Origin of the sequence: Streptomyces sp. NPDC096323 (assembly GCF_040302845.1) — a bacterium.
Lineage (GTDB): Bacteria > Actinomycetota > Actinomycetes > Streptomycetales > Streptomycetaceae > Streptomyces.
Genome location: NZ_JBEOSI010000008.1, coordinates 103223 through 120480, shown reverse-complemented (window position 1 = coordinate 120480; position 17258 = coordinate 103223). Strand labels below are relative to the sequence as shown.

The following is a 17258-nucleotide window of genomic DNA, read 5'->3' as shown; positions in this document are numbered from 1 at the left end:
AGAGAGGCGTACACAGGTACCGATGGCAATGTAGCACGGCTGGCGTGCCCGGGTGGCCGATGTGCTGCGGGTCACGGCTCCGCGGGGCCGTACCGCCACCGGTGACGCGTTCGGACGCGAGCCGGCACGCCGCTCGCGCGCGTACCGGCTCGACGTCCGACGTTCCTCACGCCCGGGCGTCGGGCATCTTCCCCCGGAAGACCTCCAGGATCTGCTCCGCGGCCAGCGTGGCGGGCAACGAGCCCTCCCGTACGCGCAGTTCGAGGTCCGGCGCGAGCGCGCGCACTCCGGGGTGTGCGCGCAGGCTGTCCAGCAGGTCGTCGCGCACCATCGTCCACGTCCAGTCGACCTGCTGCTCACTGCGCTTGGCCGCGAGCCGACCGGTCGACTCCAGCAGGGTCCGGTGCTGTTCCAGCCGTTCCCACAAGGTGTCCAGGCCGCTGGACTCCCGGGCGCTGCACGTCAGCACCGGTGGGGTCCAGGCCGCGTCCGCGGGGTGCATCAGCCGCAGCGCGCCCGCCAGTTCACGCGCCGCGGAGCGGGCGTCGCGCTCGTGCGGGCCGTCGGCCTTGTTCACCGCGATGGCATCCGCGAGTTCCAGCACGCCCTTCTTGATGCCCTGGAGCTGGTCCCCGGTGCGGGCCAGCGTCAGCAGCAGAAACGTGTCGACCATGTTGGCGACCGCGGTCTCCGACTGGCCGACGCCGACCGTCTCCACCAGCACCACGTCGTAGCCGGCCGCCTCCATCACCACGACGGACTCGCGGGTCGCCTTCGCTACTCCGCCCAGCGTGCCGGCGGTGGGGGAGGGCCGTACGAACGCGGCCGGGTCCACCGCGAGCCGCTCCATCCTGGTCTTGTCACCCAGGATGGAGCCGCCGGTACGGCTGGAGGACGGGTCCACGGCGAGCACCGCGACCCGGTGTCCGAGCCCGGTGAGCATCGTGCCGAGCGCGTCGATGAACGTGGACTTGCCGACGCCGGGCACCCCGCTGATACCGATGCGCCGGGCGTTGCCCGAGTGCGGCAGGAGCTCGCGCAGCAACTGCTGGGCCAGCGCCCGGTGGTCGGGACGGGTGGACTCGACGAGGGTGATGGCGCGCGCGATGTGCGCCCGCTTCCCGTCGAGTACCCCCTTCACATAGCTGTCGAGATCGATCTTCGGAGGCATCGGTTCAGCGGCTCACAGCTCGTGACCGAGCGAGGCGCCCAGTCGCGTCACCAGATCGTGGGCCGCGTCCGGGATCACCGTTCCCGGCGGGAACACCGCCGCCGCGCCCGCCTCGTGCAGCGCGTCGATGTCCTGCGGCGGAATCACCCCGCCCACCACGATCATGATGTCCTCGCGGCCCTCGGCCGCGAGTTCCGCGCGGAGCGCGGGGACGAGCGTGAGGTGTCCTGCGGCCAGCGAGGAGACGCCCACGATGTGCACGTCCGCCTCGACCGCCTGGCGGGCGACCTCGCCCGGCGTCTGGAACAGCGGGCCGACGTCCACGTCGAAGCCCAGGTCGGCGAAGGCGGTCGCGATGACCTTCTGGCCGCGGTCGTGCCCGTCCTGGCCCATCTTGGCGACCAGGATCCGCGGACGGCGTCCCTCCGCCTCCTCGAACGCGTCGACCAGCGCGCGGGTGCGGTCCACGGACGGCGACTGGCCTGCCTCGTTGCGGTACACACCGGAGATCGTACGGATCTGGCCCGCGTGCCGGCCGTACACCTTCTCCAGGGCGTCCGAGATCTCGCCCACGGTCGCCATCGCACGCGCCGCGTCGACCGCCAGCGCCAGCAGATTGCCTTCGAGTCCGGGGCCCGGCTCCCGCCGGGCCGCCGCCGTCAGCGCGCGCAGCGCGTCCTGGCAAGCCTGCTCGTCACGTTCCTCGCGCAGCCGGCGCAGCTTCTCGATCTGCTGCGTGCGCACCGAGGAGTTGTCGACCTTGAGGACGTCGATCTTCTCGTCGGTCTCCACGCGGTACTTGTTGACGCCGATGACGGGCTGGCGCCCGGAGTCGATGCGCGCCTGGGTACGGGCGGCCGCCTCCTCGATGCGCAGCTTGGGAATGCCGGCGTCGATCGCCTTGGCCATGCCGCCCGCGGCCTCGACCTCCTCGATGTGCTGCCAGGCCCGCCGCGCCAGGTCGTACGTCAGCTTCTCCACGTACGCGCTGCCGCCCCACGGGTCGATGACCCGGCCCGTGCCGGACTCCTGCTGGAGCAGGAGCTGGGTGTTGCGGGCGATGCGCGCCGAGAAGTCCGTCGGCAGGGCGAGGGCTTCGTCGAGGGCGTTGGTGTGCAGCGACTGGGTGTGGCCCTGGGTCGCGGCCATCGCCTCGACACAGGTGCGCGTAACGTTGTTGAACACGTCCTGCGCGGTCAGCGACCACCCGGAGGTCTGCGAATGGGTGCGAAGGGAAAGGGACTTGGCGTTCTTCGGCTCGAACTCCCTGACGAGCTTGGCCCAGAGCAGCCGGGCCGCCCGGAGCTTCGCGATCTCCATGAAGAAGTTCATGCCGATCCCCCAGAAGAAGGAAAGGCGCGGTGCGAACGCGTCGACGTCGAGCCCGACCGCCTGCCCGGCCCGCAGGTACTCGACCCCGTCGGCCAGGGTGTAGGCCAGCTCCAGATCGGCCGTGGCCCCGGCCTCCTGGATGTGATACCCGGAGATGGAGATCGAGTTGTACCGGGGCATCTTCTGCGAGGTGTACGAGAAGATGTCGGAGATGATCCGCATCGAGGGCTTCGGCGGATAGATGTAGGTGTTGCGGACCATGAACTCCTTCAGAATGTCGTTCTGAATGGTCCCGGCCAGCTTCTCGGGCGCCACGCCCTGTTCCTCGGCGGCCACGATGTACAGCGCGAGGACAGGCAGCACCGCGCCGTTCATCGTCATCGACACGGACATCTTGTCGAGCGGGATGCCGTCGAACAGCTGCCGCATGTCGTAGATCGAGTCGATCGCCACGCCCGCCATGCCGACGTCACCGGTCACCCGGGGGTGGTCGCTGTCGTAGCCGCGGTGGGTCGGCAGGTCGAAGGCGACCGAGAGCCCCTTCTGCCCCGCCGCGAGGTTACGGCGGTAGAAGGCGTTGGACTCCTCGGCGGTGGAGAAACCCGCGTACTGCCGGATCGTCCACGGCTGGTTGACGTACATGGTCGGGTAAGGACCGCGCAGATACGGAGCCACCCCTGGGTACGTACTGAGGAAGTCGATCCCCTCCAGGTCCTGGCCGGTATACAGCGGCTTGACCGCGATGCCCTCCGGGGTCTCCCACAGAAGGTCGCCGTCGGAGCCCCCGGAGGACTCCTTGACCGCGGCACGCCACTGGTCCTCGGTCACCTCGGCGCCGCCGCCCGGCCCGAGCTCGATGTCGGAGAAGTCGGGGATCCGCATTACGCCACACCCATACGGTCGAGAACGGAAGAGAGCACGGCCACCACGTCACATCCGGCGAAGACGTACGCGTCGACAGCCGGGTACGCGGCGGGCCGCCCCGCCAGGTACACCCGCTGCGCCCCGGCCGCGACGAGCGCCTCGGCGACCTCACCGGCGTGTTCGGCGTAGAGCGCGTCACTGGAACACAGACAGACCACGTCCGTTCCCGCGGCCTCGAGAGCCTCGGCGGCCGACGAGGCGTCGACCTGCACCGGGTCGTGCACGGTTTCGATGCCGCCCGCCCGGAACAGGTTCGCGGCGAACGAGGCGCGCGCGGTGTGTGCGGCGGCGGGGCCCAGTGCGGCGAGGAGCACCCGCGGCCGGGCGCCGGTCGCCGCCAGGTGGGCGTCCGAACGGGCCCGCAGCGCCTCGAAGGCCTCGTCGCGGCGGACCACCGGAAGGCCGCCGCCGCGTGTCGCGGCCGGTGGCACCGGTTCGCGCTCCACCGTGCGCTCCGCCAGATGAGGGAACTCGCTGACGCCGGTGATGGGTTCCTTGCGCCGGGCCAGATCCTTGCTACGGGCCGCCCAGGTGGCCGCGATGCGCTCGGCGACCAGGCCCGAAGCGAGCGCCGCGGCGTGACCGCCGGCCCGCTCGATCTCCTGGAAGAACCTCCAGGCGGCCTCCGCGAGTTCGTCCGTCAGCCGCTCCACGTACCAGGAACCACCCGCAGGGTCGATGACCCGGGCCAGATGGGACTCCTCCAGGAGGATCGTCGACGTGTTGCGGGCGATGCGCCGGGCGAACGCGTCCGGGAGGCCCAGCGCGTGGTCGAAGGGCAGCACGGTCACCGCGTCGGCGCCGCCGACGCCCGCGCCCAGACAGGCCAGCGTGGTCCGCAGCATGTTCACCCACGGATCACGCCGCGTCATCATCACCGGCGACGTCACCGCGTGCTGGCGCTGCGTCCCGGCCTCCGGCGCCCCGCAGGCCTCGGCGACCCGCGCCCACAGCCGGCGCGCGGCGCGCAGCTTGGCGATCGTCAGGAACTGGTCGGCGGTGGCCGCGTACCGGAACTCCAGCTGCGCGCAGGCCTCCTCGACGCCGAGCCCCGCGTCGGTCAGAGCACGCAGATAGGCGACGCCCGTGGCCAGCGAACTGCCCAGTTCCTGGGCTGCCGAGCCACCGGCCTCGTGGTACGGCAGCGCGTCCACGGTCAGCGCCCGCAGCCCGGGGAACCCGGCCGCACAGTGCTTCGCCCAGCGGACGGCGGACGCCAGGTCCGCCTCGTCGCCGCTGCGGGCGGCCTGCCCCAGCGGGTCGGCCCCGAGGCTGCCGCGTACCGCGTCCGCCGGTACGCCACGCTCCTCGTGGAGCCGCAGCAATTCCGTGGCGGCGGCGTCGAGCTCGTCCCCGGCGTCGAGCACGAGCGGTGCCAGGTCCAGGTGGACGCCCTCCAGCGCCCGTGCCAGACCGGAGACCGGCACACCCCTGGGATCCCCGACGGCCAGCCACAAGGAGGTGGCGCCGCTCGTAAGGTCTGCGAGCAGGGCCTCGTTGAGCCGGACCGGATCCGTCAAGGCGTGCCGCTGCCGTACGCCCCAGCCCCCCGCCGCATTCCCCTGCGGCGTACCGCCGCGGGTGAACGGGGCGAAGCCCGGGAGGCCGGCGTCGGGCGCGTCGTCGCGCGAGGTGTAGAGGGGGCGCGTAATGAGCCCGTCCTCGACCGTGGTGGACAGTGCTTCCTCGGCGGCCGAACCCGAAACGTCCTTGCCCGACTTGCGCAGCACACCTTCGACAAGGCTCTGCCACTGCTCGTGGGAGGGGTCAGGGAATTCGGCGGCCAACGAAAGCCCGTCAGCAGGCTGGACCGTCATGCCCAGATGCTAGGACACGTCTCAGATGAGCAGCAGAGGCTCGGCCTGTGACCTTGCCCTCTCCCACCGCACTTGATCCTTTACGTACGGTCGCGTAGCCGGGCCGGGAGGGCAGCGGTCTTGGTGGTTCCTCCAGCGGGTCCGGCACTTGCTCTACAGATCCCTCGTTGTCCTTGCAGATGCCAGAGGAGGACCCATATCGTTTGGCACATGCGTCCCATCTGCTCCGCTCCGGTGCGAGGGCCGCGTCGATGACCTCTCCGATGTCCGCGCAGTACGTCCGAAGGAGTCCCGCTCAGATGTCACTCAGCCTCACCGGACGCACGGCTGCCGCGGCCGTCACCGCCGCCCTGCTGCTGCCGCTCGCCGCCTGCGGCAGTGACGACACGGCGGCGGGGGCCGACGGGAGCGCGGGGGGTCCGTCGAAGGTGAAGCTGACCGTCCTGGCCGCGGCCTCGCTCACCGATGTGTTCCGGACCGCGGGGGCGGCGTACGAGAAGGGGCACCCCGGCACGGAGCTGACGTTCTCCTTCGCGGGGTCGCAGCAACTTGCCGCCCAGGTGAAGCAGGGCGCGCCCGCCGACGCGCTGGTCACGGCGGACACCAGGACGATGGACGGTCTGGCGTCGGAGACCGGCACCCCGGCCGTCATTGCCAAAAACCGCCTCGTCATCGCCACGGGTGAGGGCAACCCCAAGGGAATCCGGGGCCTGAAGGACCTGACGGACACCGGGCTGAAGGTCGTTCTCGCCGCTTCCGAGGTACCGGTCGGCCGCTACAGCACACAGGTACTGGACGCGCAGGGGCTCACGGTCGAGCCCGTCTCCGAGGAGCCGGACGTCCGCGCCGTCCTCAGCAAGGTCGCACTCGGTGAGGCCGACGCCGGCATCGTCTACAAGACGGACGCGGCCATCGCGACCGGCAAGGTGGACGCCGTCACCATCCCCGACGGGCAGAACGCCCTCGCCTCCTACCCCGCGGCCACCCTCAAGAGCTCCGGAAACAGCGAAGCCGCGGCCGCCTTCGTCAAGTGGCTGACCACTGCCGAAGCCCAGAAGATCCTCGCAGCGGCCGGATTCCAGCAGCCGTAACCGGCGCGGATCATCCGGGCGGTCGGATTTGCCGCAGTGCGGCGTTAAATGTCCGAAGTTATGCTGCTGGCACTTCATCCTTTCGGAGAGGACACGCCCGTGGCTGTGGGACCCGTGGAGTACCTCGTCGTCGCCTTCCCCGGCAGCCGGTTCACCGGTGCCATCGCGCCGGCGCTGGCCGAAGCGGTGGCGTCGAAGGCGGTGCGCATCCTCGACCTCACCTTCGTCTACCGGACCGAGGACGGCGCGCTCGAGACCATCGAACTCGAGGACCTCGACCCCGACGACCTGATCTCCTTCGAGCCGGTCGAGGGTGAGGTCACGGGCCTTCTGAACAGTGACGACATCAGGGCCCTGGGCGAGAGCGTGCCGCCCGGCAGTTCCGCCGCGCTGATCGTCTGGGAAGACCTCTGGGCGCTGCCTCTCACCGAGGCCGTCCGTGCGTCGGGTGGCCTGCTCGTCGCCCATGAGCGGATTCCCGCAGACGTTGCGGAGGCCGCCGTGTCGGCCGCCGCTTCCGCACGCTGACAACGCACCGCACCGGAAAGGCGTACGGCATGCCGATCTTTCGAGGACCTGGAATGAACCGTGGCGGGCCCGGCCTGCTCGGGTCGATGGCGCGCACGGCGGTCGTCGCGGGCACCGCCTCGGCGGTCAGCGGCCGCGTCCAGCGCCGGCAGCAGGCGCGGTTCGCCGAGAGCGACGCGGAGCAGATGGCTGACGAGCAGATGCGTCAGCAGGCGCAGCTCCAGGCCGACCAGCAGCGGGCGGTCGGCGGGCAGGGTGCCGAGCCGCCCGTCGACGATGTGATCAGTCGGCTGGAACGCCTGGCTGAGCTGAAGAAGCAGGGCATTCTGACCAGCGCCGAGTTCGAGGCCCAGAAGGCGAAGCTCCTGGCGGACTGACCGCCTCGGCAGGGCGGCAGCAGGCCTGCCCGGAGCAGATGGGTGTACGCACCCCGCAGTTTCCCGCCGGTTGGCGGGCTCACCCTCGGCGCCGCAACCGGCGACCCGCCGCGTCCGGAGCGGCCCCGGCGCGCTTTCGGGCCGTGCGGCACTCCGCGCCTTCCTGCCTGCCTGTCCGGCGCGACCGGTCGTTGATCACCGGCGTTTTACTTTGTCGATATCCCGACATCATGCGACTTTTGATCCGGCCAGGCCGAAATCAATTCGGACCCGTGTCGGGAAAAGAGGATTTTCATCGTGGAAACCGTCAGGGCCGCCCCGGCAGCGTCTGTTCTCAGCCTGCGGGATCTGGGGGGCATCCCCCTCGGGCCCGGCCGGCAGGTGCGACCAGGGGTGATCCTGCGCTCCGGCCAGCTCAGCGGGCCCGATCCCGCGCAGGACGCGGTGATGGCCGAGCTCGGGATCCGTACGGTCGTCGACCTGCGGACCGCCGAGGAACGGGCCTCGGCTCCCGACCGACTGCCGCCGGGTGCCCGGTTGTTCGTCGCCGACGTGCTCGGCGACGATCCGGGCGTGGCGCCGGCCCGGCTGCGGGCCCTGCTGGCCGATCCCGTCGAGGCCGAGCGGCTGCTCGGGGGCGGAAAGGCCGAGGGGATGTTCGCGGAGACGTACCGGCAGGTGGTGCTCTCGCCGCGTGCCGCAGCCGCCTACCGGGCCTTCCTGGAGACGGCCGCCGACGAGGCCGCGCGCCCGGTGCTCTTCCACTGCACCACGGGCAAGGACCGCGCCGGCTGGGCGGCGGCCCTGCTGCTGCTCCTCCTCGGCGCCTCACGGGATGTCGTCATGACGGAGTTCCTCGCGGTGAACCCGGTCATGCGGGTCGCCTTCCGGCCCTCCGTGCAGAGCTACCTGGACGCTGGCGGCGACCCGGACATCGCCTCCGCGATCATCGAGGTCCGGCCCCGCTACCTGAACACGGCGCTGGACGCGATGGACGAGCGCTGGGGAGGGATCGACGGGTACGCACGCGACGGCCTGCGCATCCCCGAAGCCGCACTGCGGCGGCTGCGCGGCGAACTCGTGGTGTGCGCCCAGTGACCTGAATCGGCGGCCCACCGGCGAGCCGGGCGGGGCGCCCCGCGATACGGCACGCCCAGAGCCAGTGACCACGGACGGCCTTCTGCCGCCGGTACGTGTGTACCGGCGGCAGAAGGCCGTTACGCAGGAGAGGCGAAGGGCGGAGCCACGCGTGACGCGTCCGCCGGCAGGTACACGGTGGGCGACTGCCCGCCTCACACCTTCAGCAGCCGCTCGGTGAGGTCGCGGTAGTGCTGCAGCGTGACGCGCAGTTCCTCGGTCCGCATGCCGGGTTCGCCGTCCCGTCCGGCGGTCGCGAGTGTGCGCCGGTGCTCCTTGAGCGCGTTCGTGAGGCCGTCGACAACGGTGTCGAACGTGCTCTCGGCTTCCTCGACCGCCCGGCGGGGGCTCTCGACGAACTCGCTCACCGCGTGCTGGAGGCGCTGGGAGAGCTGGTCGCGGTCGCCGTCCGGGAAGAGGGGGGTCGCGCCGGGTGTGCTTTCCCCGGCGGCGGACGGCCGACCGCCCGATGCAGGTTCCCCCGGCGCACCGTCGCCGTGCAGCGAGGCCGCGGCGGGGTCCTTGGTCCGCGGCTTCCCGGCCGGGGCGTCATCGGGCTTCCGCGCGGTGCCTTTTGCTCCAGTGCCGGTGAAACCGGCGTCCGCTGCGTGGCTGTCCGTCGTGCCCAGGTCCGTCGAACGCCCGGGGGCGGCGGCCTGCGGCTTCCTCGCTGCCTCGGGGACTTCGGTGGGGATGCGAGGTGTGGAACCGATGTCGTGCGTCATGCCTTGCCACTTCCTTCCGCGTGGTGAGGGTGCCGCCGAACCGGCTGGTCCGTGCCGTTCGAGACGAGCACGTCGAACAGGCCGCGGGCCTCCAGCAGCGCCTCCCGCATGTCCTCCGTGCCGCCGTCGCCCTTCTTGGCAGCGTGTACCCGGCGATAGCCGTTGACGTGCTCGGCGTGGTGAACCGAGAGCGCTGCGCTCTGTTCACCGAAGTCCCTGCCGTCGGGGAAGCCCAGATCGCGCGCCAATTCCGCCAGCAGCGCGTCCGCCTCGGCGACCGACTGCTGGGGCGCGTCGACGAAGCCGCCCTCGATCCGCGTCCAGCGCTCCGCGTACTGCTCGCGCGCTTCGGGTGTCAACGGCCGCTCGTGCAGGGAACCGTGCCTCTTCAGTCGCTCGTGCAGCTCGCGTTCGGCGGCCTTCGCATCGCCGTCGTGGCGCGCGACGGTCCGGTCGTACTCGGGGCCGAAGCGGCGCCGGATCCCGTGTCCGCCCCTCTGCCGGGCGTAGAGGAAGGCCAGTGCGCAGGCCGCCACGAGGGCGAGCGCGACGATGATCACTACGGTCGTCATGGTCACTGCTCCTGCCGGTTCTCGGTCCACGTGTGGCTGTGTTCCACTCTCACCATCCCTTTCGGGTCGCGCCCCGGCGTCGTATCGGCCGGGCGTGGTGCTCGTGTACCCCGCTGTCCGCATTCAAGGCCCGCGGTTGGCCCGCCGGTTGTGAAGGGGGGAGCTCCGGACGCTCCTGTGCGGCCCCTGGGTATCGTGAAGGGGCCGCATCACACGCATCTCCGAGAGGGGCATCACGGTGACCGAGCGCAAACCTGCGGGCGTCAGCTTCGAGACGTGGGTCGACAGACAGATTCGTGAGTCCGAACAGCGTGGTGACCTCTCCCAGCTGCCGGGGTTCGGCAAGCCGCTCGAAGGACTCGACCGCCCTTACGACGAGGCGTGGTGGATCAAGGCGAAGATGCAGCGCGAGGGCATGTCCGTGCTCCCGCCTTCGCTGGCTCTGCGCAAGGAGGCGGAGGACACCCTCGCGGCCGTGGCCGGGACGCGGACCGAGGCCGGGGTTCGGCGCATGCTGACCGAGGTGAACGAGAAGATCGCCGCGGCTGTCAGACGTCCGCCACAGGGCCCGCTCCTGAACCTCGAACCGTTCGACGTCGAGGCCCTGGTCGAGGAGTGGCGCACTGCCCGACGTTCCTCCTGAGGCCGCCGGAGCCCGCCCCGGGTGCCGGGTGCGTAATACTCACAGTATGAGATCAGGCATTACGTCGCGCGGTCGCCGGATTCTGGGTGAAGAGGTGCGGATCAGGCGGGCCGGTGTGCGGGACGCCAAGCGGCTGACCCGTCTGGTCCGTCACTCCCGGGCCTACCAGGGGCCGTACGCGCCCATGGTCGCCGGGTACCGGGTGGGGCACGACTACGTCGAGACGCACAAGGTCTTCGCGGCCGTGGGGGAGAGTACCGGCCGGCTGCTCGGCTTCTACTCCCTGATCCTCGACCCGCCCGAACTCGACCTCATGTTCGTCGCCGACGATGCGCAGGGCGCCGGGATTGGACGCCTGCTCATCGGGCACCTGAGGAACGAAGCACAGGCGGCCGGCCTCACCGAGGTGCGCATCGTGTCGCATCCGCCGGCCGAGGGTTTCTACACGAGCGTGGGCGCCCGCCGGACCGGCATCGTCCGGGCCGCGCCGCCCGCGGTGATGTGGGACCGTCCCGAACTCGTGCTGCCGGTCGCCTGACCGCCCTTTGCGGCGCGGCCGGCAGCGGGTTCGCCGGACGGGCCCACGCCTGCCAGGAGGTCTACGGTGTGGGGACAGGTCACGGCACGTACAGGCGTTGCGCGTATCCGGAGGGAGGTCCGTGGTGAGCCCATCCGATGAGCGGGGCCCGGAGGACGGATGGGGGCGCCACGAGACGCCGGAAGAACGGGCCGACCGACGGTGGACCGATCTGCTCCAGGAACTGCGCGTCGCCCAGACCGGCGTACAGATCCTCTTCGGCTTTCTGCTCGCCGTGGTCTTCCAGCCGCGCTTCGCGGACCTCTCCGAAGCCGACCGCACGATCTACGTGGTCACGGTGATGTTCGGCTCCGCCACCGCCGGTGCGCTCATCGGACCGGTGTCGTACCACCGGCTGCTCACAGGGCGGCGGATGAAGCCCCAGACGGTCACCTGGGCGTCCCGCCTGACCGTGATCGGGCTGATCCTGCTGTTCTGCACGATGTGCTCGGCGCTGCTGCTCATCCTGCGCGTGGCGCTGCACAACGCGCTCGCCCTCTGGCTGGTCGGCGGTATGGCGCTCTGGTTCGTGATCTGCTGGTTCGTCTTTCCCGCCCGGGCGCTGGCCCGGTCGCACGGCCGTCGGGAGAAGTGACGGCCACGGGGTCACAGGGCGCTGGTGGCCTCGGTGCCGCCGGCGTGCGTGAGCGTGAAGAGCCCGCCGTCCGGATCGACCAGCGTCGCCTCGCTCACGTCGGGCCGGGACAGCTCCTCGACCAGTGAACCGCCGCGCTCCTGCGCGGCCGCGACAGCGGCGGCGAGGTCGTCCACCGGGAAGATGACCTGCCAGTGCGGGCGGACCAGCGGATCGGGGGCCGCCTCGACCGCCCCCGAGCTGATCCGCGCCAGCTGGCGGCCGCCGCACTCCACGGTCACCTCGTCCTTCGCGTACGCCACCTCGCAGGAGCCGGGCCGTCCGCTCGCCCAGTCCAGGACCTCGCCGTAGAAGATCGCGGCGTCGAAGGCGTTGCGCGTGCGCAGCCGCAGCCAGGTGTGGGAAGCGTCGTCGGGGGCGGTCGGTGAGGTCGCGGGCGCGGTCCGCTCCCAGATGCCGAACCCCGCACCGTCCCGGTCGGCGGCCAGCGCGCCGCGCCCCTTGCCCAGTGCCAGCGGGCCGACCGCCACGGTGCCGCTCCGCTCCCGGATCCGGGCGGCGGTCACATCGGCGTCCGGCACGGCGAAGTAGGGCGTCCAGGCCACCGCGACACTGAGCGTGGTGGCCACCGCGCCGATCCCGGCGACGGGCACGTCACCGCGGCGGGCGACCGAGAACTCCTGGCCGAGCTTGCCCGGCCGGAACGTCCAGCCCATCACCGGGCCGTAGAACGCCTGGGCGGATTCCAGGTCCCTGGTCATCAGATTGACCCAGCAGGGCGCCGCCGACCCGGTGAGCGGTGCGGGCGCGGACGCCGTACCCGAGGTGCTTCCGGTCATGGTTGTCCTGACTTCCTGGAGGTACGGCAGGTGCGCCGGTGGTTCGTGGGACCTCACCAGCCTCTCCGCGTGCCGCCGCTCCCGCAACACGCGGCAAAGCCGCCCGGCGCGCTCGATGAGCCGGGCGGCCCGGCCGAGAAGCCTTCCGCGAGGGTGCGAACCGCCCCGGGAGCCCGGGGCGGCCTCAGTCGCGGCGCTCGTCGGTGTCCGGGTGAATGGTCTCGTTCCCGCGGTCACTGAGCTCGTACGGCGACAGCCCCCGGCCGTCGGCGGGGAAGTCGTCCTTGCCGTGGACGTCGCGCTCCTCGACGTGCGTGCGGTGATCCGGGACGGGCGGCTGCTCCTCCGGCCGTGGCGGCGGCAGCTCCTGATCGTGCCGCCGCTTGCCCAGCAGGAATCCGCCGATCAGCACGGCCACCAGGGCCACGCCGATCACACCGAGCACCACCCCTGTCGCGCCCCGGTCCGCGAGCGTGATGGCCAGGGAATTCAAGACTCCATCCGATACATCCATGCTTGCCGGATACCCCCGGGCGGCGCTGTCACTCGGTCCAGCCATCGAATTCATGTTTTAAGTGGATATCGCCATCCAAAATGTTTGGAACGGCGTGAGGCTTTGGGTCCCGGGTACCCGCAGGACGTCCGGGCCGCTCGTGTCGCAGGCGTCCGTCGGCGGGGCGAGCCTGGAGGTGACCCCTTGGGAAGGAACAGCGGTGAACAGCACACACGAAAAGCAGCAGTCCGGGGAAGGCACGGAGGGCCGTGAGGTGTCGGTCGTCGTCAGCGGGTGCGGGAAGGACGACGCGCGCACGGTCTTCGACGTGCTGCGGGCCGCCTTCGTCACCGACCGGGCCTCGGCCGACGTGCCCGAGGAAGTCGCCGGCAAGCGGCCCACCGCGTGGGTCGTGACCGTCGACGTGTCCGAGGCGCGGGTGGTGTCCGGGCCGGTGCGGCTCGGTGAGCCCGTCACCGCCGATGTACAGGGCGGCTACTGGGCGGTCGACCGGCTCCGGCAGGGCCTGGCGGACGCCTTCGACGTGCAGGTGGTGGGCACCGTCTCCGGAGACCAGGAGGAGGAGGTCCGGCTGAGGCTCGCGAACAAGTAGGCCGAACGCTCCGCCGGCCCGCGGTCATCACGCGCAGCCACTGCCTGGCTGGTAGAAAACAGACAAAACGACTGCTCCCGAAAGGTGCTTTCACGTGGACCCGACCAGCCGGGGGAGGGGCGGCGAGGGGGAGGAACGGGCGACCGCCCACCTTTCCGCCGTCACCCTGAACATCAACGGAACCGAACGGACCCTGACACTCGACCACCGCACCACGGTCCTGGACGCACTGCGTCTGCACCTGGGCCTGACCGGGGCGAAGAAGGGCTGCGACCACGGTCAGTGCGGCGCGTGCACCGTGCTCGTCGACGGCCGGCGCGCCAACAGCTGCCTGCTGCTGGCCGTGGCCCAGGACGGGGCCCGGATCACCACGGTCGAGGGCCTGGCCGACGGTGACCGGCTCGACCCGCTCCAGGAAGCCTTCCTGGAGCGTGACGCGTTCCAGTGCGGATACTGCACTCCCGGGCAGATCTGCTCAGGCATCGGGATGCTGGGCGAGGCCCGGGACGGCTTCCCGTCCCACGTCACCGCGCCCACCGCGCCCGTCACCGGCCCCGTGGCGCTCGACGCCGCCGAGATCCGTGAACGGATGAGCGGCAACCTGTGCCGGTGCGGCGCCTACCCCCGCATCGTCGAGGCGATCGGAGACGTCGCCTCGTGAAACCCTTCGCCTATCTGTGCGCGGAGTCGGTCGCCGAAGCGGTCCGCGCGAGCGCCTCCCGTCCCGGTGCCCGGTTCCTCGGCGGCGGTACCAACCTGGTCGACCTGATGAAGCTCGGTGTGGAACGCCCCGGCCTCCTCATCGACGTGAGCCGGCTGCCACTGGACCGGGTGACGGACACGGCCGACGGCGGACTGCGCATCGGGGCCACCGTACGCAACAGCGATCTGGCCGCCCATCCCGCGGTACGCACGCGCTACCCCGTGCTCTCCCAGGCGCTGCTGGCCGGGGCCTCGGGACAGCTGCGCAACGCCGCCACCACCGGTGGCAATCTGCTCCAGCGCACCCGCTGCCTCTACTTCCAGGACACGTCGAAGCCCTGCAACAAGCGGGAGCCCGGCACCGGCTGCCCGGCCCGTGAGGGCGTCCACCGCGACCTCGCCGTCATCGGTCACTCCTCCGAGTGCGTCGCCACCCACCCCTCGGACATGGCCGTGGCGCTCGCCGCCCTCGACGCCGGCGTTCTGCTGCACGGACCCGACGGTGAACGGACCATGGCCCTCACCGACTTCCACCGGCTGCCCGGGAACGACCCGAGTGCCGACACCGTGATCCGGCCGGACGAACTGATCACCGAGGTGGTCCTGCCGCCGCTTCCCGACGGCACGGTCACCCTGTACCGCAAGGCCCGGGACCGGGCCTCGTTCGCGTTCGCCCTCGCCTCCGTGGCGGCGGTCCTGCGCGTACGGGACGGGCGCATCGAGCACGCCGCGCTGGCGTTCGGCGGACTGGCCCACCGGCCGTGGCGCGCCCGCACCGCCGAGGAGGCGCTGCGCGGCGCTCCCGCCACCGACGCCGCGTACCTGAGCGCCGTGGACGCCGAGCTCGCCGCGGCCCGCCCGCTGCGCGACAACGTGTTCAAGGTGGACCTGGCCCGCCACCTGGCCGTCGACGCCCTGGCCGCACTCGCCGCCCGAACCTGAAGACCGAGGACCCTGCCATGAACCACGCCCCCCAGCCGCTGGGCGCCCCCGTCGTCCGCCGCGAGGGCCGGGACAAGGTGACCGGCGCCGCGCGCTACGCCGCCGAGCGCAACCTGTCCGGCTGTCTGTACGCCTGGCCGGTGCCCGCCACCGTGCCCCGCGGCCGGGTCATCGAGATCCGGACCACCGAAGCCCTTTCCGTCCCCGGTGTCCGCGCCGTCCTCACCCACGAGAACGCGCCACGGACCCGGGAGCCGGACGACCCCATCCTCGCCGTGCTCCAGAACAGCCACGTGCCGCACCGGGGCTGGCAGATCGCGGTCGTGGTGGCGGACACGCTCGAAGCCGCGCGCGAGGGCGCCGAGGCCCTGCACATCACGTACGAGACCTCCCCGCACGATGTGGTCCTCACCGCGGACCACGCCGGCCTGTACACCCCGCAGGAGGCCAACGGCGGCTACCCGGCCGTGCGGGAGCGCGGCGGCTTCGACCGCGCCTTCGCCGCCGCACCCGTACAGGTGGACGTCACGTACACCATCGGGCCGCTGCACAACCACCCCATGGAGCCGCACTCCTCGACCGCCCACTGGTCGCAGGACGGGCGCCTCATCGTGTACGACTCCAGCCAGGGCGCCACCAAGGTGCGGGACAGCCTCGCCACCGTCTTCGGACTCCGTCCGGACCAGGTCACCGTCGTCTCCCGGCACGTCGGCGGCGGGTTCGGCAGCAAGGGCACCCCGCGCCCCCAGGCCGTACTCGCCGCCATGGCCGCGCTCCACACCGGGCACCCCGTGGAACTCGCCATGCCCCGGCCCCACATGGCCACCGTCGTCGGCCACCGGGCACCCACCGTGCAGCGCGTCCGGCTCGGCGCGGAGAGCGACGGGACCCTCACCTCGGTGGCCCACGAGGTCGTCACCCACACCTCCACGGTCAAGGAGTTCGTGGAGCAGGCCGCCGTGCCGGCCCGCGTCATGTACGGATCCGCGCACAGCCGGACCGTCCACCGGGTCGCCGCGCTCGACGTCCCGAGCCCTTCGTGGATGCGCGCCCCGGGCGAGGCGCCCGGCATGTACGCCCTCGAGTCGGCCGTCGACGAACTCGCATCGGCCCTCGGGATGGACCCCGTCGACCTGCGGCTGCGCAACGATCCGGCCGACGAGCCCGACTCCGGGAAGCCGTTCAGCAGCCGCGGTCTGGCCGCCTGCCTCCGGGACGGCGCGGAACGCTTCGGCTGGAGGGACCGCGACCCGCGTCCGGGAGCCCGCCAGGAGGGCCACCTGCTGCTCGGCACGGGCGTCGCCGCCGCCACGTACCCCGTCTACGCCAGCGCCTCCCACGCCTCCGCGCACGCGGCCTCCGACGGCTCCTACCGCATCGCGGTCAACGCCACCGACATCGGCACCGGCGCCCGGACCGTCCTGGCCCAGATCGCGGCACGCGTGCTGGAGACACCGGTGGACAACGTGACGGTCGACATCGGCGACAGCGATCTGCCCGACGCCCCGCTGGCCGGCGGCTCCTCGGGCACGGCCTCCTGGGGCTGGTCCGTGTACAAAGCGGCCACGGCCCTCAGGGAGCGGCTCGGCGAGAGCCCCGGACCGCTGCCCGCCGCCGGAGTGACCGTGACCGCGGACACCACCGAGGAGACGGCCGCCGAGTCCCCCTACGCACGTCACGCGTTCGGCGCACACTTCGCGGAGGTCGCGGTCGACTCCCGTACCGGCGAGGTCCGGGTACGCCGGATGCTCGGTGTCTTCGCCGCCGGACACATCCTCAACTCCCGCACCGCACGCTCCCAGTTCATCGGCGGCATGACCATGGGGCTCGGCATGGCCCTGACCGAGGGCAGCACCATCGACACGGCCTTCGGCGACTTCGCCGAGCGGGACCTCGCCTCGTACCACGTGCCGGCCTGCGCCGATGTCACCGGCATGGAGGCGTACTGGATCGACGAGGACGACCCGCACCTCAACCCCATGGGCAGCAAGGGCATCGGGGAGATCGGCATCGTCGGCGCGGCGGCGGCGATCGGCAACGCCGTGCACCACGCCACCGGTGTCCGGCTGCGCACCCTGCCGCTCACGCCGGACCGGCTGCTGCCGCACCTGCCGTGACGGGATCACTCCGCCGGGCGCATTCGCGCCGGTCACCCCAGGTGTGCGGCCGGACGGGTTGCG

Annotated in this window: 18 protein-coding genes; 11 read left to right on the top strand and 7 right to left on the bottom strand. The window is 71.6% G+C overall.

Annotated features, from left to right (window positions below; genetic code table 11):
* Positions 1-166 precede the first annotated feature (166 nt).
* From meaB to mutA, 3 genes are read right to left on the bottom strand one after another with little or no spacing between them, the layout of a single operon-like run.
* The gene (meaB, locus tag ABTX18_RS22800; RefSeq protein WP_352124569.1) at positions 167-1171 is read right to left on the bottom strand and encodes a methylmalonyl Co-A mutase-associated GTPase MeaB; all 1005 of its coding nucleotides are present in this window, start codon (positions 1169-1171) and stop codon (positions 167-169) included.
* Positions 1172-1183: 12 nt separating this feature from the next.
* Positions 1184-3385: a methylmalonyl-CoA mutase gene (gene scpA, locus ABTX18_RS22795; RefSeq protein WP_352124568.1), complete on the bottom strand. Its 2202-nt coding sequence runs from the start codon at positions 3383-3385 to the stop codon at positions 1184-1186.
* A complete protein-coding gene (gene mutA / locus ABTX18_RS22790; RefSeq protein WP_352124567.1) occupies positions 3385-5244 on the bottom strand; it encodes a methylmalonyl-CoA mutase small subunit in 1860 nt (619 codons plus the stop codon). Before mutA ends, scpA begins: the two co-directional genes overlap by 1 nt.
* A 299-nt stretch (positions 5245-5543) precedes the next feature.
* Here mutA and modA point away from each other — a divergent pair, with 299 nt between their 5' ends.
* The 4 genes from modA to ABTX18_RS22770 all read left to right on the top strand — a co-directional run bounded on the left by modA (position 5544) and on the right by ABTX18_RS22770 (position 8338).
* Complete coding sequence (modA, locus tag ABTX18_RS22785; protein ID WP_352124566.1) at positions 5544-6335, top strand: molybdate ABC transporter substrate-binding protein; 792 nt, start codon at positions 5544-5546, stop codon at positions 6333-6335.
* A gap of 99 nt (positions 6336-6434) precedes the next feature.
* Complete coding sequence (locus ABTX18_RS22780) at positions 6435-6863, top strand: DUF6325 family protein (RefSeq protein WP_352124565.1); 429 nt, start codon at positions 6435-6437, stop codon at positions 6861-6863.
* A gap of 53 nt (positions 6864-6916) precedes the next feature.
* On the top strand, positions 6917-7240 hold the full coding sequence (locus ABTX18_RS22775) for an SHOCT domain-containing protein (protein WP_352124564.1): 324 nt from the start codon (positions 6917-6919) through the stop codon (positions 7238-7240).
* A 297-nt stretch (positions 7241-7537) separates the two neighbouring features.
* Complete coding sequence (locus tag ABTX18_RS22770) at positions 7538-8338, top strand: tyrosine-protein phosphatase (RefSeq protein WP_352124563.1); 801 nt, start codon at positions 7538-7540, stop codon at positions 8336-8338.
* 194 nt (positions 8339-8532) lie between these two features.
* Here the strand turns inward: ABTX18_RS22770 and ABTX18_RS22765 are convergent, their stop codons facing one another.
* Together ABTX18_RS22765 and ABTX18_RS22760 are read right to left on the bottom strand one after the other, a co-directional pair.
* Positions 8533-9102 carry a hypothetical protein gene (locus ABTX18_RS22765; RefSeq protein ID WP_352124562.1) on the bottom strand — a complete coding sequence of 190 codons (570 nt, stop codon included), beginning with the start codon at positions 9100-9102 and terminating at the stop codon, positions 8533-8535.
* Positions 9099-9674, bottom strand: coding sequence for a hypothetical protein (locus ABTX18_RS22760; protein ID WP_352124561.1), 576 nt, complete (start codon positions 9672-9674; stop codon positions 9099-9101). Before ABTX18_RS22760 ends, ABTX18_RS22765 begins: the two co-directional genes overlap by 4 nt.
* A 238-nt stretch (positions 9675-9912) precedes the next feature.
* Between ABTX18_RS22760 and ABTX18_RS22755 the strand changes: the two genes are divergently transcribed.
* The 3 genes from ABTX18_RS22755 (at position 9913) to ABTX18_RS22745 (ending at position 11489) form a co-directional block, all read left to right on the top strand.
* Positions 9913-10317, top strand: coding sequence for a DnaJ family domain-containing protein (locus ABTX18_RS22755; RefSeq protein ID WP_352124560.1), 405 nt, complete (start codon positions 9913-9915; stop codon positions 10315-10317).
* Between the two features lie 46 nt (positions 10318-10363).
* The gene (locus ABTX18_RS22750) at positions 10364-10855 is read left to right on the top strand and encodes a GNAT family N-acetyltransferase (RefSeq protein ID WP_352124559.1); all 492 of its coding nucleotides are present in this window, start codon (positions 10364-10366) and stop codon (positions 10853-10855) included.
* A gap of 124 nt (positions 10856-10979) precedes the next feature.
* Positions 10980-11489 carry a DUF6328 family protein gene (locus ABTX18_RS22745; protein WP_352124558.1) on the top strand — a complete coding sequence of 170 codons (510 nt, stop codon included), beginning with the start codon at positions 10980-10982 and terminating at the stop codon, positions 11487-11489.
* An 11-nt stretch (positions 11490-11500) separates the two neighbouring features.
* Here ABTX18_RS22745 and ABTX18_RS22740 read toward each other — a convergent pair whose 3' ends face one another.
* Positions 11501-12328, bottom strand: a complete 828-nt coding sequence (locus tag ABTX18_RS22740; protein ID WP_352124557.1) for a VOC family protein — start codon at positions 12326-12328, stop codon at positions 11501-11503.
* 184 nt (positions 12329-12512) lie between these two features.
* Positions 12513-12842 carry a DUF6479 family protein gene (locus ABTX18_RS22735; protein WP_352124556.1) on the bottom strand — a complete coding sequence of 110 codons (330 nt, stop codon included), beginning with the start codon at positions 12840-12842 and terminating at the stop codon, positions 12513-12515.
* Positions 12843-13041: 199 nt separating this feature from the next.
* On the opposite strand from ABTX18_RS22735, the gene ABTX18_RS22730 reads away from it, so the two are divergent.
* The 4 genes from ABTX18_RS22730 (at position 13042) to ABTX18_RS22715 (ending at position 17195) form a co-directional block, all read left to right on the top strand.
* A complete protein-coding gene (locus ABTX18_RS22730) occupies positions 13042-13434 on the top strand; it encodes a hypothetical protein (protein ID WP_352124555.1) in 393 nt (130 codons plus the stop codon).
* Positions 13435-13528: 94 nt separating this feature from the next.
* Positions 13529-14095, top strand: a complete 567-nt coding sequence (locus ABTX18_RS22725) for a 2Fe-2S iron-sulfur cluster-binding protein (protein ID WP_352124554.1) — start codon at positions 13529-13531, stop codon at positions 14093-14095.
* Positions 14092-15078: an FAD binding domain-containing protein gene (locus tag ABTX18_RS22720; RefSeq protein WP_352124553.1), complete on the top strand. Its 987-nt coding sequence runs from the start codon at positions 14092-14094 to the stop codon at positions 15076-15078. Before ABTX18_RS22725 ends, ABTX18_RS22720 begins: the two co-directional genes overlap by 4 nt.
* Positions 15079-15095: 17 nt before the next feature.
* Entirely contained in the window at positions 15096-17195 is a 2100-nt protein-coding gene (locus ABTX18_RS22715) for a xanthine dehydrogenase family protein molybdopterin-binding subunit (protein ID WP_352124552.1), read from the top strand.
* The last annotated feature ends 63 nt before the right edge of the window (positions 17196-17258 follow it).